We start from the raw sequence: 24,991 nt of genomic DNA, 5'->3' as shown, positions 1-24,991 counted from the left end.
AGATCATCACATGCAATTTCTAAATACATTCTCAAAAAGCCGTATATCCTGGTTACTATTACTTCTGTGTATTGTCTTTTTCGAGGGCAGTGCTCTTTTTTTCCAGCACGGCATGAAGCTCGAGCCTTGCGTAATGTGTATTTATGAACGCGTTGCCATGATGGGTATTGCGTTTGCAGCACTCTTAGGCGCTATTGCTCCACAATATGCCATCATTCGTTGGGCTGGGCTTATCGCATGGGGTTACAGTGCTATACGAGGCTTACAGTTATCGATTGAGCATGTTGGTTATCAGTTTAACCCATCACCTTTTGCGACCTGTGATCTCTTTGTACAATTCCCTAGCTGGGCACCGTTGAATAAATGGGTTCCATGGATGTTCGAAGCTTACGGTGATTGTGCAAAAGTCGTTTGGACTTTCCTTGGGCAATCAATGCCGCAATGGCTCGTTATTATCTTTGCAGGTAATTTAGTCGCATTAGCATTGATCGTTATTGCTCAGTTTTTTAGTAAGAAGACGAATACCATTCGGGATATGTAAATAACCAGTTAAAGCACCATTAAATACGGTTTAAACAAAAAAGGAGAACATCACGTTCTCCTTTTTTAATGTGCTGTGTTAAGCGTCTAAGGCCTCAAAAATAGGAGAGCCTGTAGAGTATTACTTACCACAACATTGCTTGAATTTTTTACCGCTATTACACAAACAAGCATCATTACGGCCTGTTTCTTTATAGGGGTTTACCGCCTGCGCACCCGCACCTTGCTGCATTTCATCAGCAGCCATTACCACTTCACCAATCATCAGTGATACCTGAGGATAAAGATCGCTCGGCGTTGGTAGACTTGTCATTCCAGCCTCTTTCATTTGCGCTAATGTGTCTTCTTCATCAAGCAGTAACATCATCGTTGTAATAAGCGCAGATAACATACGCATGGTGCCATCTGAAATAGCTTGATCGGCCCAATTTGGTTCGATTTGAGGCCATACACTTAGAAAGCCTTCAGCGAAATGCCCTAAAGATTCGCTCACGCCATCTTCTGCATTCCACGCTACACTTTTTGGTAATTCGTATTCACCTGCTTTGATGTACTGATACTGCATTTGAAAGTGACTAAGAATTGCTTTTTTCTGTTCATCGGTCACATCTTTTTGATCTTCTTCAACCACACCACCATTAATAAGTACTGGTAACCATGCTTCAGGAACCAGTGGCTTTGGGTTTGCATTCGCAGCCAAAAGTGCGCCTTCAATGAATGCGGCAGGCATGCCATCCCAATCAGCGGGTAGTGTCATTAAGTCTGTCATTTTATTTTCCGGTTCTATCATACGGTTCTCAATATAGCCCGATTATACCTCAACAACCTGAGGATGCGAGGTACAGGACAGCAAACTCTACGTTAATAACTCCATCACTAACGTTAACAAATAGTTAAACCAAAGCGTGTAACTAAACTTTATCTTCAACCAACTCTGCAATTCTACATAAATAGTGTTGATATTTGATGAAGATAAAGGCAAAACTGGTTTTATTCTCGCTGAAACGAGCTTCTTGAGGTAACGTGGATATATATCCAAATAACTTCATACATTTTTCTTTTTGGTTGTTAGGAAGCAAAATAATGCGTCAAGAAAAAGCGAGTGCGATTATTGCAGGTGCTAGTGGACTAGTAGGAGATGAACTTCTTCATCAATTACTGGCCTGCGAGCATTTTAATATCGTTTATTCTTTGTCACGCCGTGAACTGCCTTTTCACAGTAAAAACCTTACGCAAATTGTTCACCCAGAACTACGGGTAACAGCATGGAATGAGACAGATCATACACCAACATACGGTTACATCTGCCTAGGTACGACGAAGAAGCAAGCTGGCAGCAGTAAAGATTTAGAAGCTATTGATTATCAATTAGTCAAAGATGTGGCTAATACTATGCATTTATTGGGCGTAAAAAATATTACTGTTGTATCCAGTTTCGGTGCTCACCCGTGGTCACCGTCCCACTATTTACGCTGTAAGGGTAAAATGGAGCAAGCACTCAGCAAGATAGGCTTTGCTCGCTGCATATTCGTTAGACCCGGGCCATTAACGGGCGAACGTTCTACCCCCCGTAAAGATGAAATTATTGTTCAACGCTTATTTGAAATAATCCACCCACTTATGATGGGGCCTCTTGGTAATTTAGAGCCCATTCCTGCTGAAGATGTTGCCCGCAACATGCTTACCCTAAGTTTGGAACCTGAGTATACCGATAGCAAAAAAACACAGGTAATATCGGGAAAAGCATTAATAAGAAAAAAATCATCACACAAGAACAATAAGAATAAATCGGCTTAACGCATAAGATTAGATGACAAGCACGCCTTTGGGCACTAAAATCTCGCACCTTACACTTATTGTAGCCACACAGATAAAGCCACGGGTGATATGCGAGTAATTTTAGGTCCAATGGAAGGTGTCTTAGACCCTTTAATGCGAGAGATGCTAACAAACATCAATGATTACGATCTTTGCGTCACAGAGTTCGTTCGGATTATTGATAGCTTATTACCAAGTAGCGTTTTTTATCGCCTGTGTCCAGAGCTTCACCATGGTGGAAAAACAACATCAGGTACACCTGTGCGTGTTCAACTGTTAGGTCAAGAGCCTGTATGGATGGCTGAAAATGCATACCGCGCAAGTAATCTTGGCTCAGCGGGTATCGATATTAATTTTGGTTGCCCAGCGAAGTCGGTAAATAAGAATCGCGGTGGTGCAGTACTGCTTAAAGAACCCGAGAAGATTTACCAAATAGTCAAAGAAGTGCGTAGTGCTGTTTGCCCAACGAAACCTGTAACAGCAAAAGTCCGTTTAGGGTGGGATGACCCAACGCACTGCTTTGAAATTGTCGATGCCGTAGCACAGGCTGGTGGTGATGAAATTGCTATTCATGCCCGTACAAAAGTCGATGGTTATAAAGCCGAAACAATAAAGTGGGACTATATCCGTCAAGTAAAAGAAAAAAGTTCTATACCCATTATTGCCAATGGTGAAGTCTGGAATTACCAAGACGGACAAGCATGCTTAAACGTTACTCAAACAGATGCATTAATGATTTGCCGTGGTGCACTCAATTTGCCCAACCTGTGTAATGTCATAAAACGCAATGAAGCACATATGCCATGGAGCCATGTTATTCAGCTATTGCTTAAGTTTTCTGAATTTGAAATCAAAGGTGATAAAGGGCTCTACTACCCAAACCGTGTTAAACAATGGTTTGCCTACCTGCGCCATGAATATCCTGAGGCGAAAGACTTATTTGTCGACATTCGCAGTTTAAATAAAGCAGCGCCTATTGTTGAAATTTTGCAACGGGCTCAGGCAGTAGCGCATACTCAAGCCTTATTAGTGACGTAAGTATTCGATCTTAATTTGTAAGACTTTCTATGAGTCTTAGAAACACAAAACCCCGATAATGCGTAACTTATAATAAGTCATCATTATCGGGGTTTTATTAGAATTCAATAACGCGATTAACGGTTTGGGTGGTTGGTAATGTGATCTTCCCAATCAATGACGTCAATTTCATAGACAACTTGATCTTTTACCGACTCACCCGCTTTGTGCATCGCCTTTTTAGAACCTGTAATTAAAGGGTGCCACTCAGGTAAAGGTTTACCTTCCGCGAGCAAACGGTATGCACACGTTTCTGGTAGCCAAACAAACTCGTCGATACGCTCACGTGTTAGCTTTAAACACTCTTCACCAGACTCAAAACGGTTCTGATAGTCTTTACAAGAACAAGTGTTGTTATCCAGTAAGCTACACGCAACATTGGTAAAATAAATATCATCTGTCGCATCATCAATTAATTTATGCAAGCAGCACTTACCACAACCATCACAGAGAGATTCCCACTCTTGATCTGTCATTATTGCTAATTCTTTATCTTCCCAAAAACGTACCATACTACCCAACCTATTCATTACCTAACCCTAGCCTATATAGCTAAGGAGGCGGTTTTATAGCTGTCTAATGATTAAAGTGCAAGCGAATACTACTGATTAAGTCTGAAGAATGGCTGTAATAAGAGGCATTATTATTTACACCATTAAAAAGCATGAAATTTTGACCCTGAGAACGATGAGTGGTAACTTGCGCAACCTTTTGTAAATGTCGTGATTGGTTGTAAAACCCAACGATATATCTTCGTGAAGTATAGGATATGAGATGGAATGTCGCTTAAGTTGTGGTGCTTGTTGTATTGCACCAAGTATCTCTTCTGCTATTCCCGGCATGCCAAATGGTAAGCCGGCAGGTGTTCGCTGCATTCAGTTAAACGAGAAGAATCTTTGCAACATTTTTGGTCAGCCAGAACGGCCAGCGGTATGCCATAATTTTAAAGCTTGCCCAGATATATGTGGTACATCAAATGAGCAAGCTTTAGCTATTATTACGGAATTAGAAAACATAACTTAATGACAAGTTTTGCTCTAATTGTTGAAGTGTATTAAACGGCTACGGTACCCGTTAAAATACGAATAGTTGATTTAGCATGCTCTACGGCTTGATGACCTGAGAATGTTAAATAACCACCATCTTCTTGCGTTACCAAACCTTTAGTAAACAAACGTTTTGCTGCTGCTACCACTTCAGGCGCAGCATCACCGCGGACCTTGATTCCTTCCAAATCGCTGTGCATTGGAAACCTAACAAGAAGGTTCATTTCATCAACAAGTTCTGCAGTATATGGCATAGTCACCTCTATATAATTTTACTACCAATCGAGACTTGGTCTGTTTTGTTTAAATACCAACTTGCTTAATAATAGCGCCTGATATGAATAAAAGTAGGTGTAGAGATCAATCTCTGGGAACCTTTAAAGCAGATATCACGACCTAGTTCAAATATTTGGATATTTATACCCATCGTATTCATTATCCTGTTGCTCACTATGCCACCACTCCTGTTTATGGCAAGTGCGCAATGCGCATAACAGTGAATTCAATCATCTACTCAAAGTTACTGACTCTACTTTTTAAATCCGATGACTATCTGTTCATCATTCTCTCGTGGTACGAAAAAAAAGTGCTTCAATACAATTTCACTGCTTTCTCATACGCCTTAAATGCCTCTGAATAAAACATATAAAAATTGCACACACACGCAAATTACAGGTACAAAAAAGCCGCTCGATTAAAGCGGCTTCTTTTTATACAGTTACGTCGCTAATTCAATGCTTAAGCTTGAATACCAACAATCAGCCAAGGTGCATTAGGCGTACGTAAATCACGCTCTAAATGCCAAACATCGGTAATGTCAGCTTCATGCTCTTCATTACGATCTTTGTAACGACCTGAAAATTGAATACTTAGCTGTGCTAAATTCGCATCAAAATCAGCGCGTACCATTTCAGTATCAACATACATCACTTCTGTATGCTGCTCACCTTCAAGTTTTGCGCGCTCTGCCGTTAAATCGGCTAATAAAGCAGGTGAAACATATTCACGAATTTTATCAAGTTCGTTATGGTTCCATGCACCTTGCAAAATACGATAGTGATCACGAGCACCGCTCAGGAACGCATTCATATTGAAATTAGGTGGTAAATTAAACGGCACATCACTATCTGTTGATGCATAACCAGATTGCTGAGGGGCAGCATTCATTTCAGATGCTTGTTGACGTTGTTGAGTATTGTTCTGCTGCTGCGGAGAGTTCCCTGCATACGCTTCACGATGACCCGTTGGTGTCCCTTTAGCGCCACGCATTGTTTTGAATAGTTTGAAGATGACAAATGCAATCAGACCAAAGATAAGAATATCCATGAATTGAATGCCGTCAAACGCACCACCAAAAAATGCTGCAAGTAGACCACCAGCCAATAACCCGCCCATCAAACCACCCATCAGACCTTTCTTGCCTGATTGTGCAGCCGTTGGGTTTTGTTTATTAATTGTATTTGTTTGTTGTGGCTGTTGCTGTTTCGCTGGCGCTGTTTTAAAGCTTTTACCAAACGATTTGCCACCACCAAATTTCTTTGCTTCTGCGTGAGGAGCCGAAAACGACACCGCCACGATCAAAGCAAACAGAGTAAAGAAGCGTTTCATATTATTATTACCTTTGCGATGTTCTGATTGCATCCTATCTGTATACCTTAGAAAGTCAATCAATCCTCACCTACAAATTGTTACTAATAATAATGAAAATGTAAAAATACGTTCAACCATTTGAATAATAGACTTTTTAACTCATGATTATTAAATATAACAAACGGATGGATTAATAATTTTATCGAAACACATTAACAAAAAAAGATTAATGTTCACTTTTATCTGTACGATCTGACAGTGACCAACCATAAATAAAGATAAAAGAGTAGTATGTTGTTTCAAAAGAATTTTTTATTGCACTTTTCTCTATAAATTTTGTCAAAAAATGAATATAACAAGTATATAACCTTGTAGCGTAACCACTCTAAATAAGAACAACAACGGGAATATTTATGCAAGATACACATAGTAAGTTAATTGGCTATTTATTATGGATTTTTGGCTTCACAGGTGCTCACCGATTTTACTATGGTAAGCCTGTTACTGGCACAATTTGGTTCTTAACATTAGGTTTGTGCGGGATAGGCTGGTTGATCGATTTATTTCTAATCCCCGCGATGGATCGCGAAGCGGATTTTCGCTTCCAAGCAGGTAACATTGATTATACCGTCGGGTGGCTGTTATTAACGTTTTTAGGCGTATTTGGTCTTCATCGAATGTACATGGGTAAATGGCTTACTGGCATTCTATATTTGTGTACTTTTGGTTTCTTTTTAATCGGTATTCTTGTCGACTTCTGGACGTTGAACGATCAGATTTCAGTCAAAAATTCAGAACGTAACGCATAAACATTCAATAAAATCATGTTTTTTTGTTGGGCTATATTTTTGATAACACCCTAATTGAGAGTGTTATCACATATAGACCTTTATTCGCCATCAGAGTTGGCTAATTACTTGACCAAATCACAGGTGAACAACTAGAATATCGAACATCGTTCTATAATTAAACAGCTTATACACGATGGCTATGTTGCCTTTTTCTTCATTTATAATAATAAAAAACAAATAAATCATTAAGAGTACTATTCAATGGCAAGACGAAATGACCACACTCGTGAAGAGTTGGTAAGCATGACACTAGAGCAAGTGAAGCTTTTTTTAAATGAACACCCGCATCACGAACTAAGTTTACGAAAAGTAGCAGGCATGATTGGCTATGTACCCAGCACATTAGTGAATGTATTTGGTAACTACAACCTACTACTGCTTCATGCTGTAGCACAAACACTTGACGAGTTATTTGCAGAAGCAGAAGCACAAATGAACTCTGCAACGTCACCTGAAGATGCACTTCGTAAGCTCGCTTATTGCTATCAAGAATTTGCAGCATCACACCCTTACCGCTGGCAGTTAATTTTCCAACACACAATGAATGGCGATGAACTTCCTGAATGGCAATCTGAACGAATTAATAGCATGACAAGTATGCTTGAAACCCTTATTCGTCAAATCACGCCTCAGAAATCAGATGCCGATATCTTAGAAGCAAGCCGGGTTTTATGGGCTGGTGTTCATGGTATTACGTTATTAAGTGTTGATGATAAATTGTTTACTTCCGTTCCGGTTGACGCAAAAGCACTAATAGACAACTTATTAAACACCTATTTAAACGCTTGGCACGTATAAGCGGAGTATTTGATGAGTGTTCAGCCCCAATCGCGCCTTTTAACTAAGCAGCGGTTTTTACCCTATTTTCTTACGCAGGCTCTTGGGGCTTTTAACGATAATGTCTATAAGAATATCTTGCTCATTCTTATTGCATTTTCTGCTCCTGGTACATTGCCCCTCGATTCAGATCTGATCATTAACCTCGCGGCTGGCTTATTCATTCTCCCTTTTTTCCTTTTTTCAGCCACAGCAGGTGTATTAGCCGATAAATACGATAAAGCGCAAATTATGCGTATCGTAAAATTTGCTGAAATTATTATTATGGCTTTAGCCGCTATCGCCTTTCTCACCGAAAGTTACATGATGCTGCTGATTCTATTGTTTTTGATGGGAACCCAGTCTGCATTTTTTGGTCCTGCTAAATATGCACTTTTACCCCAGCATTTAAAAAAAGAAGAACTTGTTTCAGGTAATGCATTGGTCGAGACCGGTACTTTTCTGGCAATTCTACTGGGTACATTGTTAGCTGGCGTTATAGCCAACCAGCAAGATGCGCCCTTAATTGCAGCAATTAGTGTCGTCTCTTTTGCTGTTTTAGGATATGCCACGTCCCGTAAAATACCTGAAGCGAAGCCGAGTAACCCTAATATTGAATTTAAATGGCAACCGATTAAACAAACACGCCATACATTAGCAATAGCCAAAAAAGACAAAACCGTTTTTCAGTGCGTATTAGGCATTAGTTGGTTTTGGTTTTTAGGGGCATGTTACCTAACGCAATTCCCTAACTTTGCTAAAATTCACCTTGGCGGTAGCGCAGCTTCTGTTTCCTTCTTACTCGCATTATTTTCAATTGGCATCGCTACAGGCTCACTATTATGTGACCGTCTGTCTGGCCACCGAATTGAGCCTGGTATTGTTCCTTTAGGTAGTTTTGGTATTACTTTATTCAGTGCAATTCTTTTCTTTGCTTCGCCAGATGTGATACCTGTATCAAACAGTTTTATTGAGTTCATTTCTCACCCTGAGCTTTTCCATATTTTCATCGCATTAACGCTGTTAGGTGTTTCTGGTGGGGTGTTCATTGTACCTCTTTACGCCATGATGCAAAGCAGAGCAAAAGAAGATGAACGCGCACAGATTATTGCTGCAAATAATATTTGGAATGCTCTATTCATGGTGGCAAGTGCCATTCTATCGATTGTCTTTTTGTCGATATTAGAATTTAGTATTCCACAGTTCTTTCTGTTTCTATCAATCACTAACTTTATTGTTGTTATTTATCTATACGTACAAGTACCTGATTTCTTCTGGCGCTTTCTGGTGTGGCTCGTTACACACACTATGTATAGAGTGAAGCACAAGGACTTAGATAATATTCCTCTGCAAGGCGGTGCCCTGATTGTCTGCAATCATGTCAGTTACATGGATGCGTTATTATTAGCGGGAGCTTACCCTCGCCCTATTCGTTTTCTAATGGATAAAGATATTTCTAACCTGCCATTTATCTCGGTATTTTGTAAAGCTTGCAAAGTGATTCCTGTTGATCCCAATGAACGTCATTCAGTGCATAGGGCTTTTTCTCAAGTCACCCAATATTTAGAAAATGGCGATATTGTTTGTATCTTCCCTGAAGGGCAACTCACCTACGACGGTGAAGTCGGCCCATTCTTACGTGGTATCGATATCATTATTAAGCGATCTTCAGTACCCGTCATTCCCGTTGCTTTACAAGGGTTATGGGGCAGTCTTTTCAGCCGCGAACGAGGTTGTGCTCTATTGAAGGTACCAAAACGTTTTTGGTCAAAGGTTACTGTAGTCGCAGGAAAGCCAATTTCACCATCAAATAATATTCATAGCTCTGAATTGCGAGAACAAATCGTTGCCTTACGTGGCAATAATCAATAGATAGCGAAATAATACAAAAAAGGGCGATGATCAAAAACACTGATCATCGCCCTGTTTTTTATATCACATCATTTAAAGCTGCTGCGCTAACCACTCATTTAACTGCTTACGTGACACTTTAATACCCGATATTGCTAGTTCCTTTGGCAATGCTAGGTAACGAATCGGTCGCTTAAAACTCACGATGTTATCTGCCATGTGATTTTCTAGCGATGCAATAACATCACTTGATAATTCTGTCTCAATCTCGACGATTGCTACTGGGCGTTGCCCAAACTCCACATCATCTACTGGCAACACAAAGGCTTGCCTAACACCAGCATGGGTCATTAATACTTTTTCGACGTCTTCTGGTTGAATATTCTCACCGCCAGAAATAAACATGTTATCAGCACGCCCTAAAATGTGCAGTTCATTACCTTGCCATTCGCCTAAATCACGGGTGGCAAACCATTTACCATCACTGGCTGGAAAGATCATTTTATTACGATAATATCCCAGACATAAGGTTGCCCCTTGAACATACACTTCACCGTCTTTAATCATAAAGTGACGGTTGCCTAAAACCGTGCCTACGCCCCCACTCGCATCGGCTTTTTTTGCAGTGACGGTCGACCCCATCTCTGTCATGCCGTAACCACACCAACAGCTAATACCAATACGTTCAGCGGCATCAGTCAAGCTAACAGGAATAGCCGCACCACCCAATAACACTTGCTTTAAGGCTTGAGTACCATTGCCTTCACTGTGCTTAGAGGTTAATAAACGCTGAAGCTGTGTCGGAACGAGAGAAGCATGTGTCACCATTGTCAGTGAATGCTCAAAACAAGCAGGTTCAGTAACCACCAGCTTGGCACCTCGGTATAACCAGCGCCAAAGAATAGCGAGCCCTGAAATATGAAACAAAGGCAAAGATAACAACCAACTGTCATCGATGCCAAAATCCATAACTTCAAGTAACCCTTCAGCACTAGCAAGGTGATTCTCGGCAGTATGAACAGCCGCTTTGGGTACACCAGTTGAGCCCGATGTTAACGTTAGGGTTGCAGCACGTGTTTGCTGCCAAGTAACAGGCACAATACGAGGTTGTTCTGGCTGCAATAAATGCAGGCGTTTACCGGTTGTGAATTGATGAACAGTACGTGCCGGATACCAAATATAATCATTTTTTAATCGAGCTAGTTGTTCATTTAACTCTATTTCTGTATTTTTCGGATTTAACCCAACATAGCGGGCACCAATGCGTAGCGTAGCTAAAATAAGCCATATAACCTGAATCGAATTAGGCGCAACGATCGCAATCATTTGATCGCGCTTGACGCCTTGTTCAATTAAACCTTGTGCATACTCATCAACGCGATGGCTCATTTCCGCCCAGCTGAATCGTTGCTCGCCAATACATTCACCGTCGACACATTGCGCACCAAAAGAAAGAGCGACCGCTGACGGTCGCTCCTCTGCCCAATGTTGCCAAGGCCATGTGGCGAAGTATTGAGTTACTTCTGCCATACCACCTCTAAATCAGACAACGCTGTTTTCGGTAAATCACAATCAGGCCACGACGTTTCAAGTTGCGCCTTAAATAATTGCATTGTATCTAAACCAGGAATAACACCCGGTGTTTGCCATTCAGCAAAGCGAGCTAACTGGTTTAAGCCAAGGCTAGACTCCATACTAGAGCTAATAACAGCCGTAAGCCCTATCGCATGCGCTTGCTTAACTAGGTCCATACAACGCTGCACAGAGCCCACTAACGTTGGTTTAATGATAATTGCAACTACACCAGGTTCAGCTTTAACCTCAAAGCCTTCATCCCGCACGGTTTCATCCCATGCGATGTTGATCCCTGTCTCTAAAGAAAACGCTAAACTGTCTTCTGGTGTTTTGCACGGCTCTTCTAAGAACGCAATACCAGCACGATGTTCAGGCTTCACATATTTCGCAAATTGCAGGGCTTTAATTGGCGTCCACTTACGGTTTGCATCTAGGCGCAAACGTACATCAGGAATCGCTTCAATAAACATATTTGCCACGATGCCATCACGCACCGCTTCATACATACCGACTTTAATCTTCGCGACTTTCTCGCCTGGCATTTCGTTCAAGCGAACGATCAAATCATCAGGATCGCCAGAACATAGTGGCGCAACTAAATAATTACCTTTCGTTGGTAACTCTGAAGCCAGCTCTAACATTGCCATGCTCAAACCAAACGCAACCGATGGCAGCGCTTGTGATAAATCGATAGTTTCACCTTGAATCCAGCGTTCAAGTAACTGTTTGGCTTGCTCGCCGGCTTGCTCGACTGTTTCATGACTAAACTCAGGTAAAGGTGCTATCTCACCGAAACCGACTTTATCGCCATCACGTAATTCAACGATCCAACCTTCACGTGTTGCTAAGCGTTGAGTGCGAAGAATTACACCTGAATCCATTGGCAGTTGGTATTGATATAATTTCGCGCTACGCATAACGTCTTCTGTCAGATCTACGGTTTTAGCCATGATTAATTCCAATCTGTTTTACAAAATTATTGATTGCCATGCTGAATGCATAAGGTTGCTCAACATGCACATTATGCCCCGCCGATACGATCACCTGATACTGTAACTGGGTGTCTTCGACCAGGCGTTTAAATTTTTTGTCTCGCTCGCCACACACATAAATGGTCGGCAAAACTAATGCTTCCATTATTTGTAGTAAATGTGGCTGCTTCGCTAATGATGTAGCCAGCAGCATACGTGCAACACCAACACCAAGATTACCACTGCGTTTCAGTACTAAGCTTTGTCTTTGGTCATGATTCAGTGACGAAAATACTGCTTGTTGATACCAGTCAGGTAAAACGAGGCTCAGTGGCTCATCTGTAAAACGCTGCGCCCATTTTTGATCATTTGCAAACCTTGTCGCACATTCTGCTTGTGGCAACCCAAAATGCCCACCTTCTATAACAATACCCATTAATTGTGGTGTTTTTTTGCACGCTGACTTCGCGCCGAAATGCGGGATGGCATTAGAATGTATAGAGGCCGCATGGTACATCGCTAATCGTGCACCCATTGAGTAGCCAATCAATACATATTGTTCAATATTACGATGTTGCAAGGTTTGAAGAATAAGCTGATTAGCGTGATCAAAGTTGATGGCTTGCACCATCTGGCTTTTACCGTGCCCAGGTAAATCGATCGTAATGCAAGGGTACTCTGACGATAATGCATTCACCACTTGGTTCCAATCTTTACCCGACCCTAATAAACCATGTAGAAACACTAAGGTGGGCTTTGATTTATTGTTTAGCGAACCAAAGGTTTCAGAGTAAAGCCGCATTTTTAACCTTCCCAAATAATGCTTTTATCATTTCACCCGCCTCACCTGCTGGGGTTTTAATTTCAATGATCGTGGTTTTTAGCTGGGTTAATGCGTACAGGCATTGTTCTTCGGCTTGAGGCAATGATTCTGGGCTGTGATAAGCTAAACCAAACATTGCTGCAGCGTGGCTAAATTCAAGCCCATGCGGCATACGATAGAGCTCATCACGTTGAAGCTCTGGTACCGGCAATAAATCGAAAATGCCACCACCATCATTATTCGTTACGATGATCACAACGGGTTGAGATACATCACGCAGTAACGCTAATGAATTAAGATCGTATAACAGTGATGTATCACCCAACAATCCTACCATTGGTGCTTGTCTGGCTTTATTAACGCCAGCTATAGTCGCTATCAAACCATCAATGCCTGACGCCCCACGGTTGGCGAATGTCGCTGTTGAGGGTAATTTACCCACCATATCCAACAAACGAATAATTAAGCTATTACCCAAAAACAATTCGGTTTTATTAGGTAACCATGCCCCTAAATTTACCGCTAAAGATAACTCGGTAAGTTGATCTGAATATTCAACCAGCATTTCGAAATAACGTTCAGATGCAACTTGTAAAGGCATAGCCCAACCAGCGTGCACACTGTTTTCAGTAAGGTGCAACGCACACGTTGTCCATTCATTAATTGGTGCTTGGATACGCAAACTACGACAATGGGTTGAATCTAAACGCCCTGCACGAGGATCAATCAACCAATAGTTATTGATGGTACTCGTCGCAATAAACTGCAATAGACGCTTAGAAACAATACGAGCACCAAACTGAATAACCGTATCTGCTTGCTGAAGAAATGTCTGACAATCGGCATTTTGCAGCCAAACATCAAAGCCAGCCCATGCACTACTGCCACCAGCTTGTGGATCGACTAATAATGGCCACCCCAGTTTTTCAGCCAACAAGGTTACTTGACCCAGTTCTTCTGGCGCAATACGCCCTACAATCACAACACCTTTACGCTGGATTAATGATTGCCATTGCTGTTTATCTATCGCAATGTGAGGAACTAAAGCTTGCTGGTGCGATACATACGGTAACTCATCACCTTGCCAGCCAGTAACGGGGGCAAGGTAATCAGAAAAATCGGCATCATCCCCGTATAGAGGTTCAGGATAATGACAATTGAAATGCACCGCACGACCTTGCCGCTGTTGCAGTTGCATGGCTTCATCAATAGTCGACAATAGCCAAGCGGGGGAAATGTCTAACGTCGGTGAGGGGATATCATGAAAAGCGGTCACATGCTGCGAAAAAATACCGTGCTGAACAATGGCCTGATTAGCACCGCATTGGATCAACTCAACGGGTCTATCTGATGTTAACAATACCAACTTTTCGCCAGTAAGGCCGGCTTCTGCTACAGCTGGCAGTAAATTGGCAACCGCCGTACCAGATGTGACCACGACAGCAACAGGCTCTTGTGAAGCTTTCGCAATACCGAGCGCTAGAAAGCCTAAGCCACGTTCATCAAAATGTGTATGAATAGTAAGCTTATTATTCGTAACAGCCGCTAGCGTTAGTGGTGTTGAACGAGAACCAGGAGCAATACAAATATGTTTCACCCCTAGACGAACTAATTCCTCCAACATTAAACTCGCCCAGAGTGTATTTAATGCTGCACGGTAATTAACCTGAGAGGCCATAGATCCTGTCGTCATGCTGTCTTTCGCTCCAGCTTTGACTCATTATCAGGTTGACCTGATTCTAATAAACTGCACAACGTTGCAGTTTTACGATCTAATTCTTTCCACTCGCTGTCTGCTGTCGAACCAGGAACAATGCCGGCCCCTGCAAACAAATGAACTTCATCGCCCATCATTAACGCACTACGAATGGCAACACAAAACTCACTACGCTGACGGCTTAAGAAACCAACAGCACCGCTATACCAACCTCGTGCAAACGGTTCATGCTCACTGATAAATGCTAATGCTTTATCTCGTGGTAAACCTGCAATGGCAGCGGTAGGTTGAAGGCTATCAAGTAGATCTGCACTGTACACTTGCTCGTGAAGCTGAGCGTCAATGCCACGTTTTAAATGTTGAACTTTACGTAGACGAATCAGTTCTGGAGTTTGTGCTACGTTCATCGACTCACAACGAGGCACCAAGCGACTCACAATATCATCAACCACTAAACGGTTTTCGTAGCCGTTTTTATTATCAGTCATTAGCCAATTCGCTAAACGAAGATCTTCTGAAGCATCAAAGCCACGTCCAATCGTGCCAGCTAAAGCTTCCGTTTTTAATTCACGATCATGGCGATGAAATAATCGCTCGGGCGTTGAACCAACAAAGCAATGTTTAGCATCAAGCGCCATCATAAAGTGAAAGCTATGATTGTTACTTTTACGGCTCGCCTTTAATAATTGCGCAGGGGCAATTGGTGCATCTAGCGTCAGTGTTGTACGGCGTGCAAGTACTACTTTCTCAAACACTTTTTGTGAAATAGAATCTAACGCCTGAGCGATCATTGATGACCAGCCCGAATAATCTGGAGCATGTGTTCGACCAATAATATGGCTATTGATCTCTGCTACTTCTGTTGCCGTTGATGAAATTTTATTTAAAGCTTCTAGCATCTTTTCTTTATCAGTAGACAGATTAACAGCAAGCTGCCAATTACCATCCATACGGATAACTTCAAGTTGAGGTAAAAAGAAAAAAGAAGAAAGGCAACGACGGTTACGGTTAGTCCGTCCATCGAATGAACGCCCTCCCCAAATACGTTGTTCATCAGCAAGTACTTTCTCTGCCACCATTGGATCGGTAAATGTTTTGACTTGTCCTAATGCTACAACCTCTTCACGGCAATCTCGAGACTGCCAATAAAACTTGGGAAATAAAGGTTGGGAATCCATCCAATCAATTAGATCAGTATTGGCTGGTAAATCCAGCGATACCATTAATCGTTGGGTTGTATCTGAAGATTGTTGAATTTTCTGAATTAAAAGATCAACTGCAGTTTGTAATGCGGTCAAGGTAACCTCACTCAGCTCTATTGCACCATAACGGTCATCCCTGGCTGATTGTAAAATGTGCCTATCATTGAGCACACAATCCTACCCTTATGATAGTTAAATCTATAACCTCATAATGAACAGGTATTCTACCCCACTAATCACGCGCTGACTATTGATGTAACCACTCAATATAAATATCGAACGTTTATCAGGCATTATTTCATTACAAAATGTATACCTTCTCAGACAGCTTTTTTACGGTCATATTTTGCTTCAATATAATAAAGTGGATAGAGAACAACAGCTGCTTTGATCAGGCAAAGGGAATTAAGCTCTGCAGTAATTGATAACACCAACAGTATATTGACTGGAAATGATGATTTTTCAGCAAATAATATGGTAAATCATCAAAACACACAGGTTGGAGTTTTTACTTTATAGCTTTAAACGGTGTTTCTATCTAAACGACAAAGCATAAAGCAGTTGATCACACTCCCACAAACAGAGTTATATTGTACAAAATATTGTTTAGCGTGATTTTTACCTGCCGGGTATTCCTTTCATACTGTTTTATAGTGTAATTTGGCACTATAAAACAATAATTCGCAGGAAAACAACAATGCATAACATCGGGATGTCCTCCAAGCTTAATAATGTCTGCTATGACATACGTGGCCCCGTTCTGAAGCATGCCAAGCGCATGGAAGAGGAAGGCCATAAAATTTTAAAGCTTAATATTGGTAATCCCGCCCCATTTGGTTTCGATGCCCCAGACGAAATTCTGGTTGATGTGATCCGTAACTTACCGACATCTCAAGGGTATTGTGATTCAAAAGGCATTTATCCTGCACGTAAAGCCATTGTTCAGCATTACCAAAAACGCGGTTTACTCGATCTTGATGTTGAAGATGTTTATATCGGTAATGGTGTCTCTGAATTAATAGTTATGGCGATGCAAGCTTTACTAGACAACAATGATGAAATCTTAGTTCCCTCGCCTGACTATCCATTATGGACCGCGGCAGTTTCTTTGTCTGGCGGTAACCCAGTACATTATATTTGTGATGAAGAGTCAGATTGGTATCCAGATCTTGACGATATTAAAAAGAAAATCACCCCTAATACCCGCGGAATCGTGTTAATCAATCCAAATAACCCAACGGGGGCTGTTTATAGCCGTGATTTCTTGCTCGAAGTCGTTGAGATTGCACGTAAGCATAAGCTGATCATTTTTGCAGATGAAATCTATGACAAGATTTTATATGAAGGTGCTCAACACACTTCTATCGCACCACTTGCGCCAGACGTTTTCTGCATCACATTTAATGGCCTTTCGAAATCATATCGCGTGTGTGGTTTTCGCGCAGGTTGGATGGTGCTATCTGGTCCTAAGCATGAAGCTAAGGGGTATATTGAAGGGTTAGAGATGCTGTCGTCTATGCGTCTATGTGCCAACGTACCCATGCAACATGCTATTCAAACTGCGCTTGGCGGCTATCAGAGTATTAATGAGCTTATCTTACCGGGTGGCCGTTTATTAGAGCAGCGTGACAAGGCCTACGACTTGATCACTCAAATCCCTGGCGTTTCTTGTGTGAAGCCCAAAGGGGCGCTATATCTATTTCCGAAGTTAGATCAGAAAAAATTCAACATCGTTGATGATCAACGCATGGCACTGGACTTCTTACAACAAGAAAAAGTGCTTATCGTCCATGGAACGGGCTTTAATTGGGTAAAACCGGATCATTTCCGGATTGTGACCTTACCCCGTGTCGATGATTTAGAAATGGCAATTGGTCGACTAGAGCGCTTCTTGCATAACTATCGTCAATAGCAACATGATCAATAACAGGCAGCACCAGTAACAGGTATAGCCGAAAAAGTTGACCGTTATTATCGACCCAGTCGTTTAACGTCCCTCGGCACCAGCATCATTTTAGATTATAAGCCTCAGTTATTACTGGGGCTTTTGTTTACCTGCTTTTAGCTATTTCTGTTACCTTTAATATTATACCCAAGCCACTGGTCTTTCTTTTCTGAAATAGGATCATCCGATATGGAAAAAAGTCATTTCTTCGCGCACCTAGCACGCATGAACCTAATTCAGCGTTGGCCTCTAATGCGTTGTGTATCAACTGAAAACATTTCAGAACATAGCCTTCAAGTTGCTTTTGTTGCTCACGCTCTCGCACTGATAAAAAATAAAAAATTTGATGGCAATACCAACCCAGAGCGTATTGCACTTTTAGGTATGTTTCACGATACCAGCGAGGTATTGACTGGAGATATGCCAACCCCGATCAAGTATTACAACCCTGCGATTGCAGAGGAATACAAAAAAATCGAATTGGCAGCAGAGCAAAAATTGTTATCTATGTTACCAGAAGAATTTCAGGAAGATTATGCGCCACTGCTTGATAGCCATTGCATCAATAAAGATGACTATGTGATAGTGAAACAAGCGGATTCATTATGCGCCTATCTGAAGTGCCTTGAAGAGCTCAATGCTGGTAATCACGAATTTACCCAAGCAAAAAAGCGCCTAGAAAAAACCTTACAAACACGTTCTACACCTGAAATGGAATATTTCCTTAACACGTTTGTAGAGAGCTTTAATTTAACACTGGATGACATCAGTTAATGACTACTTTTGTTTTATCACCCGATTGGGAACAACGAAAGAGTAACGAACAAAAAATGCGCCGTAACGATCATCGCTCTGTGTATCAACGAGATCGCGCCCGCATTCTGCATTCTGCCGCTTTTCGTCGCTTACAGGCAAAAACGCAAGTACACGGTGCGGGCAATCATGATTTCTATCGCACTCGTCTCACGCATTCCTTAGAAGCTTCGCAGATCGGTACGGGTATTGTTGCTCAATTAAAAATCAAACAACCAGATTTTCGTGATTTATTGCCGTCAAATAGCTTAATGGAGAGTATCTGTCTTGCTCATGACATTGGCCATCCTCCCTTTGGTCATGGTGGTGAAGTCGCTTTAAATTACATGATGCGCGATCACGGCGGCTTTGAAGGTAATGCTCAAACATTTCGTATTGTTACCTTGCTAGAGCCCTACACCGAACACCACGGAATGAACCTCGCTAGACGTAGCCTACTGGGTTTACTTAAATATCCGGCTTATATTCAAGAGACTCAAGCCACAGATCGCCCTAACGACGTCAGTAATTTCCGTCACCTTAAATCCAAAGACTGGCACCCAGCTAAAGGGATTTACAGTGATGATAATAAGGCATTCCAATGGGTGCTTGAAGCCTTGTCTGATCACGACAAAGCATTGTTTAAGCAGATGCGCGCTGAACGATCATCACCACTCGAACACCAGAAAACCCGCTTCAAGTCGCTTGATTGCTCTATCATGGAACTGGCAGACGATATCGCTTATGGTGTGCATGATTTAGAAGATGCTATCGTGATGGGGATTGTAAACCGAGAGCAATGGCAAAATGCTGTCGCCAGTAAGTTGGCAGAATGTGGTGACACTTGGTTAGAAGAACGCATCACGCTATTGAGTGAAAACTTGTTTGGCACTCATTACCAACGCAAAGATGCAATTGGTGCAATGGTAAATGCTCTGCTTACATCCATTCATATTGGCCCAACAATTCAAGATGGCATTCATTGCTTTGAAGAACCATTACTGAAATGGAACGCTTTTCTAACTGAACCAATGGAGCGTGCACTTGATGTATTAAAGCAATTTGTCAGCGTTTATGTGGTGCAAAAGCCAGAAATTCAATTATCTGAATACAAAGGCCAGCAGTTAGTGATGGAATTGTTCGATGCCTTTGCATCAGATCCAGAACGTTTGCTGCCAGAGAACACCCGAGAACGTTGGTTACATGCCGTCGAGAAAAATGAAAATTCACACCGTATAATTGCTGATTACATTTCAGGAATGACCGATGGGTTTGCTCAACGCCTGTATAGCACCCTTTTCCAACCTACAGCTACAATTGCGATTGGCAATGAAGGGCATGGTTTATAGTCGATAAACGGCAAGGTTAACGGTATACCTCGTTATCTCAAGATGTTTGTTTCAGCACCTTGAGATAACCTAAGAATACAAGCCTCTAGTCGCTAGAAGCGCCATAATTTTTCTGATAAAGCCCTTCAGGCATCTGTTGAATCTGAAAATCAATCATCTTATTGAAAGTATCGATTAATGGTTGAAACTTTTCAGAGGGCTCCTCAATCGCAATTAACGCCAAGTAGCCCGCCTCTACCGTTGAAACACCCTGCTCTTTAGGTGATTTACGGATACGATAATTACCATTGTCGGCATTATCGAGATTAACGGTGGGTAATTGTTGTAAGTTATTTGATAATTGCCACATCTTAAACGCTTTTTTCCACGTTCCATCTAATAAGATGAATGTTCGGATCTTATTCGACGAGCCCACTTCCACCGTATCAGTGTGTTCTGGTAACGAAGCTGCTAACTGAGAGATAGGGACAGACCCTTTCCCAGGGTAGATTATCCATGCATCTCTATTTTTATCACTAAGTAAGGTATTTATTTCATCGTGTTCAGAAAAATCTTCACCCACCCATAGATGTGCGTTCGGTAATGACAAAGTAAGTATTCGCGCAGTGCCAATCGCTCGATTAATCTCAGATGGATGTTGTAAAATCCACAATTCAGTTTTAGCATCAATGACCTGAATCCAGCGACAAATACAGGCTTTTTTAGCCTTTTTACACTGTTCACAATATCGACTCATGAGGTTGCCTTGTCTATTCGTACGTATTTATTTCTCGTCATCACAGTCTGCATTGTTACACAAGTGCCTATGCTTCAGCCTTGGCTTGCTTGGGATCGTGATGCGATTCTTCAGGGTGAAATATGGCGGATATTAACAGGAAATCTAACGCATACCAATTGGGCACATTTGTTAATGAATGCATTAGCACTCCTGATCATTAGTTTTATTTTTCGTGCCCATTTTAATGCTAAGCGTTACACCGCTTTAATCATCGTGCTTTCTATCGGAATAGGCGGCGGAATATTCGCCACTAACATGCAATGGTACGCTGGATTATCTGGCGTACTGCATGGCATATTCGCTTGGGGAGCGATTAATGATATACGAACAAAAACTAAAGGTGGCTGGTTATTATTGGTTGGGTTAATCATCAAGATCGCTTGGGAGCAAACCTACGGCGGTTCCGCCAGCTCAGAAGCCCTCATTGGGGCTCGCGTGGCAACCGAAGCACACTTAATAGGTGCGTTAATAGGTACATCATCAGGCTTTATTAACTTTTTTTCTTCTCAACAAGATCCTAAAAAACAGCATAACCGCCCTAATTAATACGTCTCAAAAACAAGGCAAATGAGAATCATTATTGACCAATGAGCCTTAAGGTGTATTATTAATGCATCTTAATTGATCAAACAAATCACGTTCTATGATCAATAAAATTTTGTTATCAGAGAGGTTAACCATGAGCCATTTACGCATTCCGAACAATTGGAAAATACAACGTTCGACTCCTTTCTTTACCAAAGATAATGTACCAGCCGCTTTGCTTTCTCATCACAATACCGCTGAAGGTGTTTTCGGTCAGCTTTGTGTAATGGAAGGCACTGTCACTTATTATGGTTTTGCAGATGTAAATGCGACAAAACCAGAAGCCATCGTAGTTATTCGCGCTGGGCAGTTTGCGACTAGCCCTCCTGAATACTGGCATCGTGTCGAGTTATCTGAAGATGCCCAATTCAATATTAATTTTTGGTCAGAAAAAGATAAAACTGACCAAGCACTATTTAACGCAAAGAAGTAGTGATGTCTTGAATAATAAGTAAGTCATTGTATTTTTTAAGTATGGCGCCAAGGAAGGCTGATACCCTCGTTACCTCAATATGCTCGTTTCAGCGAGAGTTTGTTGGGCTCTAAGCAGGCGAAAAGCTAGCTTACAAACGACCAGGAGATCTATAGAGACAGGACAGTCATTCATGAAGGAGTACTACACCTCTCTCCTTCTCGTGTTATCTGCAAGTCATTTATAATTCTATTCTTTTTCTGTTTTTATCAACAATTGAAAGGCCAATACCTTTCACATTAATCAAATCATCTGCAGTCTGAAAATCACCCTTTTCTTTACGGTAGATAATGATACTTTCGGCTTTTTCTGGACCAATACCAATCAACAATTTATCTAATTCTTCTGCGTTTGCATTATTAATGTTAACTTTTATTTCAATCCCTTCGTGTTCAGTCGCAGCCTGACTTAAAGGCGCTAAGAGTAACAAAACTGAAAATAGTGCCATTTTAATAATCGTCTTCATTTCTATTCCTTTAAATATTCAATTGAGTACTTTGGTGATAAACCACATTGGTTGTAACTGAGAGGAAGAATAATGGGAAAAGAACGAAGAAAAAGGTTTAAAAGCGTTTTTACAATATAAAAACGACGGGTCGCACAATGGCGACCCGTTAATAGAAATATCAATTTCAGTTAATTTGCAGATATATCCAATTATGGATAACTTACTTCTGCAGTATCGCGAAGCGCTTGAAGTGTTGCAGCAACATCTTGCTGCGCATTCATTTGCTCAACTTGTTTAGCAAAATCACCACTGATTGCCTCTTTAGCAACATCAACATCAATCACCTTATCAAGGGCGATAATTTGAACGTTACCAGTAGCATCACGCGTCATGCCATATACCGATTTATCATCAACAGGTTTAGTTAAACTAAACGCCACTTGAGAAACCATACGGTCAGGACCTGAACGGCTGATAGTTTGCTCTTCACCGAAGCTCAAACCTTCAGCTTCAAGCACATCTGCACTTCCTGCACGAAGTGCTGCAATAAGGTCGTCTGCTTTAATTTGTGCATTCTGCTCGCCTTTCTGGCTTGCAAGTTGTGCTTTCACTTTTGCAGAAACTTCATCAAATGCTAATACCATTTCGTCACGAGAATCATCAACACGTACAACCACCACGTGTTCAGGTGCAATCTCAATAACATCAGAGTTTAAACCATCTTCACGTACTTCAGCACTGAACAATGCTTGCATAACTGCAGGAGTAGCCAATACACCTTGTGCATCAGTTTGTGAGATGAAATCTGTTGTGTGAACCGTTGCATTCACGGCAGCAGCAGCGTCGTCTAACGAATCAGGCATCTCGAATGCTGTTTCCGCTAACTTTGTCTGCATATCGTAGAAGTGTTCAGCAGCTTGCTGTTCACGAAGCTCTACAATGATTTCTGCACTAACATCTGCAAATGGTTTAACTTGGCTTGCTTTAACTGCGTCTAATTTGATGATGTGGTAACCGAAAGACGATTTAACAACACCAGAGACATCACCGCTATTAGCTAGACCAAATGCTGCATCTTCAAATGCAGGATCCATCACGCCACGTTCAAACCAATCTAGCTTACCGCCATCTTTAGCACTGTAAGTATCATCAGATGATGACAACGCTAGCTCAGAGAAATCAGCACCAGCATCTAATTCTGCTTTAAGTGCTTCAGCTTTTGCTTTCGCATCCGCATTATCACCCTGTACTAGAATGTGGCTAACTTGACGTTGCTCAATGGAGCTGTACTTATCTTTATGCTCTTCGTAATACGCTTTTACATCTTCATCAGATACATCAAGCGTATCTTTTAAACCTTCACCAGAAAGCTCGATATACGCAACTTTCACTTGTTCAGGACGAGTGAACATTTGAGGGTTTTGCTCGTAAAATACTTTAGCTTCTTCATCAGTCACCGTTGCATTTTTAGTAAAATCAGCAAGGTCTAATGTTAGGCTACGAACCACACGTTGTTGAGCTTCTAACTTACGAAGTGCAGTTAATTCACTATCTAGAGCAAAGTCACTACCTTGAATTGCAGTTAAGAATTGTGTACGCAGCATGTCTGTACGCATGTATTCCGCGAACTGATCAGGAGTGAAACCTGAACGGCGCAATAACATGGTGTACGAGTCATTATCAAACTTACCATCACGCTGGAATTCAGGCATTGAGGTAATCGTTTTACGGATATGCTCATCACTAATGCGAAGACCAAGCTCTGTAGCACGTTGTTCAATCAATACATCATTGATCATGCGATCAAGAACGCTTTGACGGAACTGTTTAACATACTCAGGATCACCTAGTAGCGTCGAGAAGTAGTCACCAAGCTGTGACTGCATTCGGTTGCGCTCATTTTGGTAAGCCTGTTCAAATTCGTTTTGGCTAATTTCAGTGCCATTAATTTTTGCTGCAGCTGGCTGGCTACCACCGGCTAGATAACTACCGACCCCGGCAAAAACAAAAGAAAAAATAATTAAGCCAAGAATAACCTTAACCCAAATACTGTTAACGCCTTCGCGCAATCGTTCCATCATAATCTGCCGTATCTCCTACATGTCTAGCTGATATGGTACTGTGAGTAATGCCTGCGCTAACAATCAACGAATCTAGCTAATCGTCTACCGCAATATCATCTGATATAAATCACACCAGTATAAAGTAAAAAAAGCGCATCTACACGATGCGCCTCATCAGATTTGCCTAATTGTATAAACAACCGACAATAATCTTTGTGCTGTAATTTCACACAACGTAAACACAAGGCTAATTGCCCAACTCTATTACAGAGCTAATATTGCAGACGCTTATAAATTTACAGAATCTTTAAGTGCTTTACCTGGCTTGAAGCCTGGTACTTTCGCTGCTGCAATTTGGATTTCTTCACCCGTTTGAGGGTTACGACCAGTGCGTGCTGCACGCTCACGTACTGAGAAGGTACCAAAACCGACTAGAGCAACCTGATCACCATCTTTCAATGTACCAGATACAGCATCAATGAATGCATCTAGAGCACGGCCAGCAGACGCTTTTGAGATATCTGCACTTTCTGCGATTTTATCAACTAACTGAGTTTTGTTCACGATTTCATCCCCTCTATGAACATTGTCCGTAAGCAACCTTGTTTGCAAAAACCCATTTTGTTTGAGCTTTCACAGCGGACAACCAAAATATTTATCAAGCTTTATTATGCCAATACAA

The 24,991-nt window shown here is 41.5% G+C and carries 26 protein-coding genes; 12 read left to right on the top strand and 14 right to left on the bottom strand.

Annotated elements, in window-relative coordinates; translation table 11 throughout:
* Nucleotides 1-10 precede the first annotated feature (10 nt).
* Nucleotides 11-541, top strand: coding sequence for a disulfide bond formation protein DsbB (gene dsbB, locus C9J48_RS18205; protein ID WP_006233012.1), 531 nt, complete (start codon nt 11-13; stop codon nt 539-541).
* A 120-nt stretch (nt 542-661) separates the two neighbouring features.
* On the opposite strand, the gene C9J48_RS18200 is transcribed toward dsbB, so the two are convergent.
* Nucleotides 662-1,309, bottom strand: coding sequence for a YecA family protein (locus C9J48_RS18200; RefSeq protein WP_036804153.1), 648 nt, complete (start codon nt 1,307-1,309; stop codon nt 662-664).
* A 142-nt stretch (nt 1,310-1,451) separates the two neighbouring features.
* Entirely contained in the window at nt 1,452-1,589 is a 138-nt protein-coding gene (locus C9J48_RS27960) for a hypothetical protein (RefSeq protein ID WP_006233010.1), read from the bottom strand.
* A 34-nt stretch (nt 1,590-1,623) separates the two neighbouring features.
* Here C9J48_RS27960 and C9J48_RS18195 point away from each other — a divergent pair, with 34 nt between their 5' ends.
* Together C9J48_RS18195 and dusC are read left to right on the top strand one after the other, a co-directional pair.
* Nucleotides 1,624-2,337 (top strand): Rossmann-fold NAD(P)-binding domain-containing protein, encoded by a 714-nt coding sequence (locus tag C9J48_RS18195; protein ID WP_006233009.1) that lies wholly within the window; start codon nt 1,624-1,626, stop codon nt 2,335-2,337.
* Nucleotides 2,338-2,427: 90 nt separating this feature from the next.
* Complete coding sequence (gene dusC, locus C9J48_RS18190; protein ID WP_006233008.1) at nt 2,428-3,396, top strand: tRNA dihydrouridine(16) synthase DusC; 969 nt, start codon at nt 2,428-2,430, stop codon at nt 3,394-3,396.
* A 116-nt stretch (nt 3,397-3,512) separates the two neighbouring features.
* Here dusC and C9J48_RS18185 read toward each other — a convergent pair whose 3' ends face one another.
* On the bottom strand, nt 3,513-3,947 hold the full coding sequence (locus C9J48_RS18185) for a YcgN family cysteine cluster protein (protein WP_006233007.1): 435 nt from the start codon (nt 3,945-3,947) through the stop codon (nt 3,513-3,515).
* A 262-nt stretch (nt 3,948-4,209) separates the two neighbouring features.
* Here C9J48_RS18185 and C9J48_RS18180 point away from each other — a divergent pair, with 262 nt between their 5' ends.
* On the top strand, nt 4,210-4,458 hold the full coding sequence (locus C9J48_RS18180) for a YkgJ family cysteine cluster protein (protein ID WP_006233006.1): 249 nt from the start codon (nt 4,210-4,212) through the stop codon (nt 4,456-4,458).
* Nucleotides 4,459-4,489: 31 nt separating this feature from the next.
* Here C9J48_RS18180 and C9J48_RS18175 read toward each other — a convergent pair whose 3' ends face one another.
* Nucleotides 4,490-4,735 (bottom strand): TIGR02647 family protein, encoded by a 246-nt coding sequence (locus C9J48_RS18175; RefSeq protein ID WP_006233005.1) that lies wholly within the window; start codon nt 4,733-4,735, stop codon nt 4,490-4,492.
* 484 nt (nt 4,736-5,219) lie between these two features.
* Nucleotides 5,220-6,089, bottom strand: coding sequence for a Tim44 domain-containing protein (locus tag C9J48_RS18170; RefSeq protein WP_036804150.1), 870 nt, complete (start codon nt 6,087-6,089; stop codon nt 5,220-5,222).
* Nucleotides 6,090-6,484: 395 nt separating this feature from the next.
* Here C9J48_RS18170 and C9J48_RS18165 point away from each other — a divergent pair, with 395 nt between their 5' ends.
* From C9J48_RS18165 to C9J48_RS18155, 3 genes are all read left to right on the top strand, one after another.
* Nucleotides 6,485-6,880, top strand: a complete 396-nt coding sequence (locus tag C9J48_RS18165) for an NINE protein (protein ID WP_006233003.1) — start codon at nt 6,485-6,487, stop codon at nt 6,878-6,880.
* Nucleotides 6,881-7,123: 243 nt separating this feature from the next.
* Nucleotides 7,124-7,720, top strand: a complete 597-nt coding sequence (locus C9J48_RS18160) for a TetR/AcrR family transcriptional regulator (protein WP_006233002.1) — start codon at nt 7,124-7,126, stop codon at nt 7,718-7,720.
* Between the two features lie 12 nt (nt 7,721-7,732).
* On the top strand, nt 7,733-9,610 hold the full coding sequence (locus C9J48_RS18155) for an MFS transporter (RefSeq protein ID WP_006233001.1): 1,878 nt from the start codon (nt 7,733-7,735) through the stop codon (nt 9,608-9,610).
* A 72-nt stretch (nt 9,611-9,682) separates the two neighbouring features.
* Here the strand turns inward: C9J48_RS18155 and menE are convergent, their stop codons facing one another.
* The 5 genes from menE to C9J48_RS18130 are packed head-to-tail and all read right to left on the bottom strand — an operon-like array spanning nt 9,683 to nt 15,988.
* Complete coding sequence (menE, locus tag C9J48_RS18150; RefSeq protein ID WP_006233000.1) at nt 9,683-11,119, bottom strand: o-succinylbenzoate--CoA ligase; 1,437 nt, start codon at nt 11,117-11,119, stop codon at nt 9,683-9,685.
* Nucleotides 11,107-12,081, bottom strand: coding sequence for an o-succinylbenzoate synthase (menC, locus tag C9J48_RS18145; protein WP_006232999.1), 975 nt, complete (start codon nt 12,079-12,081; stop codon nt 11,107-11,109). The genes menE and menC overlap by 13 nt, the downstream gene beginning before the upstream one ends.
* A 25-nt stretch (nt 12,082-12,106) precedes the next feature.
* On the bottom strand, nt 12,107-12,937 hold the full coding sequence (menH, locus tag C9J48_RS18140; protein ID WP_006232998.1) for a 2-succinyl-6-hydroxy-2,4-cyclohexadiene-1-carboxylate synthase: 831 nt from the start codon (nt 12,935-12,937) through the stop codon (nt 12,107-12,109).
* Nucleotides 12,921-14,651, bottom strand: coding sequence for a 2-succinyl-5-enolpyruvyl-6-hydroxy-3-cyclohexene-1-carboxylic-acid synthase (gene menD / locus C9J48_RS18135; protein ID WP_006232997.1), 1,731 nt, complete (start codon nt 14,649-14,651; stop codon nt 12,921-12,923). Before menD ends, menH begins: the two co-directional genes overlap by 17 nt.
* Nucleotides 14,648-15,988 (bottom strand): isochorismate synthase, encoded by a 1,341-nt coding sequence (locus C9J48_RS18130; RefSeq protein ID WP_181320825.1) that lies wholly within the window; start codon nt 15,986-15,988, stop codon nt 14,648-14,650. The genes menD and C9J48_RS18130 overlap by 4 nt, the downstream gene beginning before the upstream one ends.
* Nucleotides 15,989-16,574: 586 nt before the next feature.
* On the opposite strand from C9J48_RS18130, the gene C9J48_RS18125 reads away from it, so the two are divergent.
* The 3 genes from C9J48_RS18125 to C9J48_RS18115 all read left to right on the top strand — a co-directional run bounded on the left by C9J48_RS18125 (nt 16,575) and on the right by C9J48_RS18115 (nt 19,963).
* On the top strand, nt 16,575-17,789 hold the full coding sequence (locus C9J48_RS18125) for a pyridoxal phosphate-dependent aminotransferase (RefSeq protein ID WP_006232995.1): 1,215 nt from the start codon (nt 16,575-16,577) through the stop codon (nt 17,787-17,789).
* A 222-nt stretch (nt 17,790-18,011) separates the two neighbouring features.
* Nucleotides 18,012-18,596: a 5'-deoxynucleotidase gene (gene yfbR / locus C9J48_RS18120; RefSeq protein WP_006232994.1), complete on the top strand. Its 585-nt coding sequence runs from the start codon at nt 18,012-18,014 to the stop codon at nt 18,594-18,596.
* Nucleotides 18,596-19,963, top strand: coding sequence for an anti-phage deoxyguanosine triphosphatase (locus C9J48_RS18115; RefSeq protein ID WP_006232993.1), 1,368 nt, complete (start codon nt 18,596-18,598; stop codon nt 19,961-19,963). The genes yfbR and C9J48_RS18115 overlap by 1 nt, the downstream gene beginning before the upstream one ends.
* Before the next feature lie 85 nt (nt 19,964-20,048).
* Here the strand turns inward: C9J48_RS18115 and C9J48_RS18110 are convergent, their stop codons facing one another.
* Complete coding sequence (locus tag C9J48_RS18110; protein WP_006232992.1) at nt 20,049-20,699, bottom strand: tRNA-uridine aminocarboxypropyltransferase; 651 nt, start codon at nt 20,697-20,699, stop codon at nt 20,049-20,051.
* A gap of 9 nt (nt 20,700-20,708) precedes the next feature.
* On the opposite strand from C9J48_RS18110, the gene rrtA reads away from it, so the two are divergent.
* Both rrtA and C9J48_RS18100 read left to right on the top strand, forming a co-directional pair.
* Nucleotides 20,709-21,287, top strand: a complete 579-nt coding sequence (rrtA, locus tag C9J48_RS18105) for a rhombosortase (protein WP_107281207.1) — start codon at nt 20,709-20,711, stop codon at nt 21,285-21,287.
* 133 nt (nt 21,288-21,420) lie between these two features.
* Nucleotides 21,421-21,759 carry a TehB family protein gene (locus C9J48_RS18100; RefSeq protein WP_006232990.1) on the top strand — a complete coding sequence of 113 codons (339 nt, stop codon included), beginning with the start codon at nt 21,421-21,423 and terminating at the stop codon, nt 21,757-21,759.
* A gap of 220 nt (nt 21,760-21,979) precedes the next feature.
* Here C9J48_RS18100 and C9J48_RS18095 read toward each other — a convergent pair whose 3' ends face one another.
* The 3 genes from C9J48_RS18095 to hupB all read right to left on the bottom strand — a co-directional run bounded on the left by C9J48_RS18095 (nt 21,980) and on the right by hupB (nt 24,873).
* Entirely contained in the window at nt 21,980-22,264 is a 285-nt protein-coding gene (locus C9J48_RS18095; RefSeq protein ID WP_006232989.1) for a ComEA family DNA-binding protein, read from the bottom strand.
* 191 nt (nt 22,265-22,455) lie between these two features.
* Nucleotides 22,456-24,327, bottom strand: coding sequence for a peptidylprolyl isomerase (gene ppiD / locus C9J48_RS18090; RefSeq protein WP_006232988.1), 1,872 nt, complete (start codon nt 24,325-24,327; stop codon nt 22,456-22,458).
* Between the two features lie 270 nt (nt 24,328-24,597).
* Nucleotides 24,598-24,873: a nucleoid-associated protein HU-beta gene (hupB, locus tag C9J48_RS18085; protein WP_006232987.1), complete on the bottom strand. Its 276-nt coding sequence runs from the start codon at nt 24,871-24,873 to the stop codon at nt 24,598-24,600.
* Nucleotides 24,874-24,991: the final 118 nt, after the last annotated feature.

Source organism: Photobacterium profundum, assembly GCF_003026285.1.
Classification (GTDB): Bacteria; Pseudomonadota; Gammaproteobacteria; order Enterobacterales; family Vibrionaceae; genus Photobacterium; species Photobacterium profundum.
The sequence above is the reverse complement of the archived record's forward strand: the minus strand, read 5'-3'. Positions and strand labels throughout refer to the sequence as shown.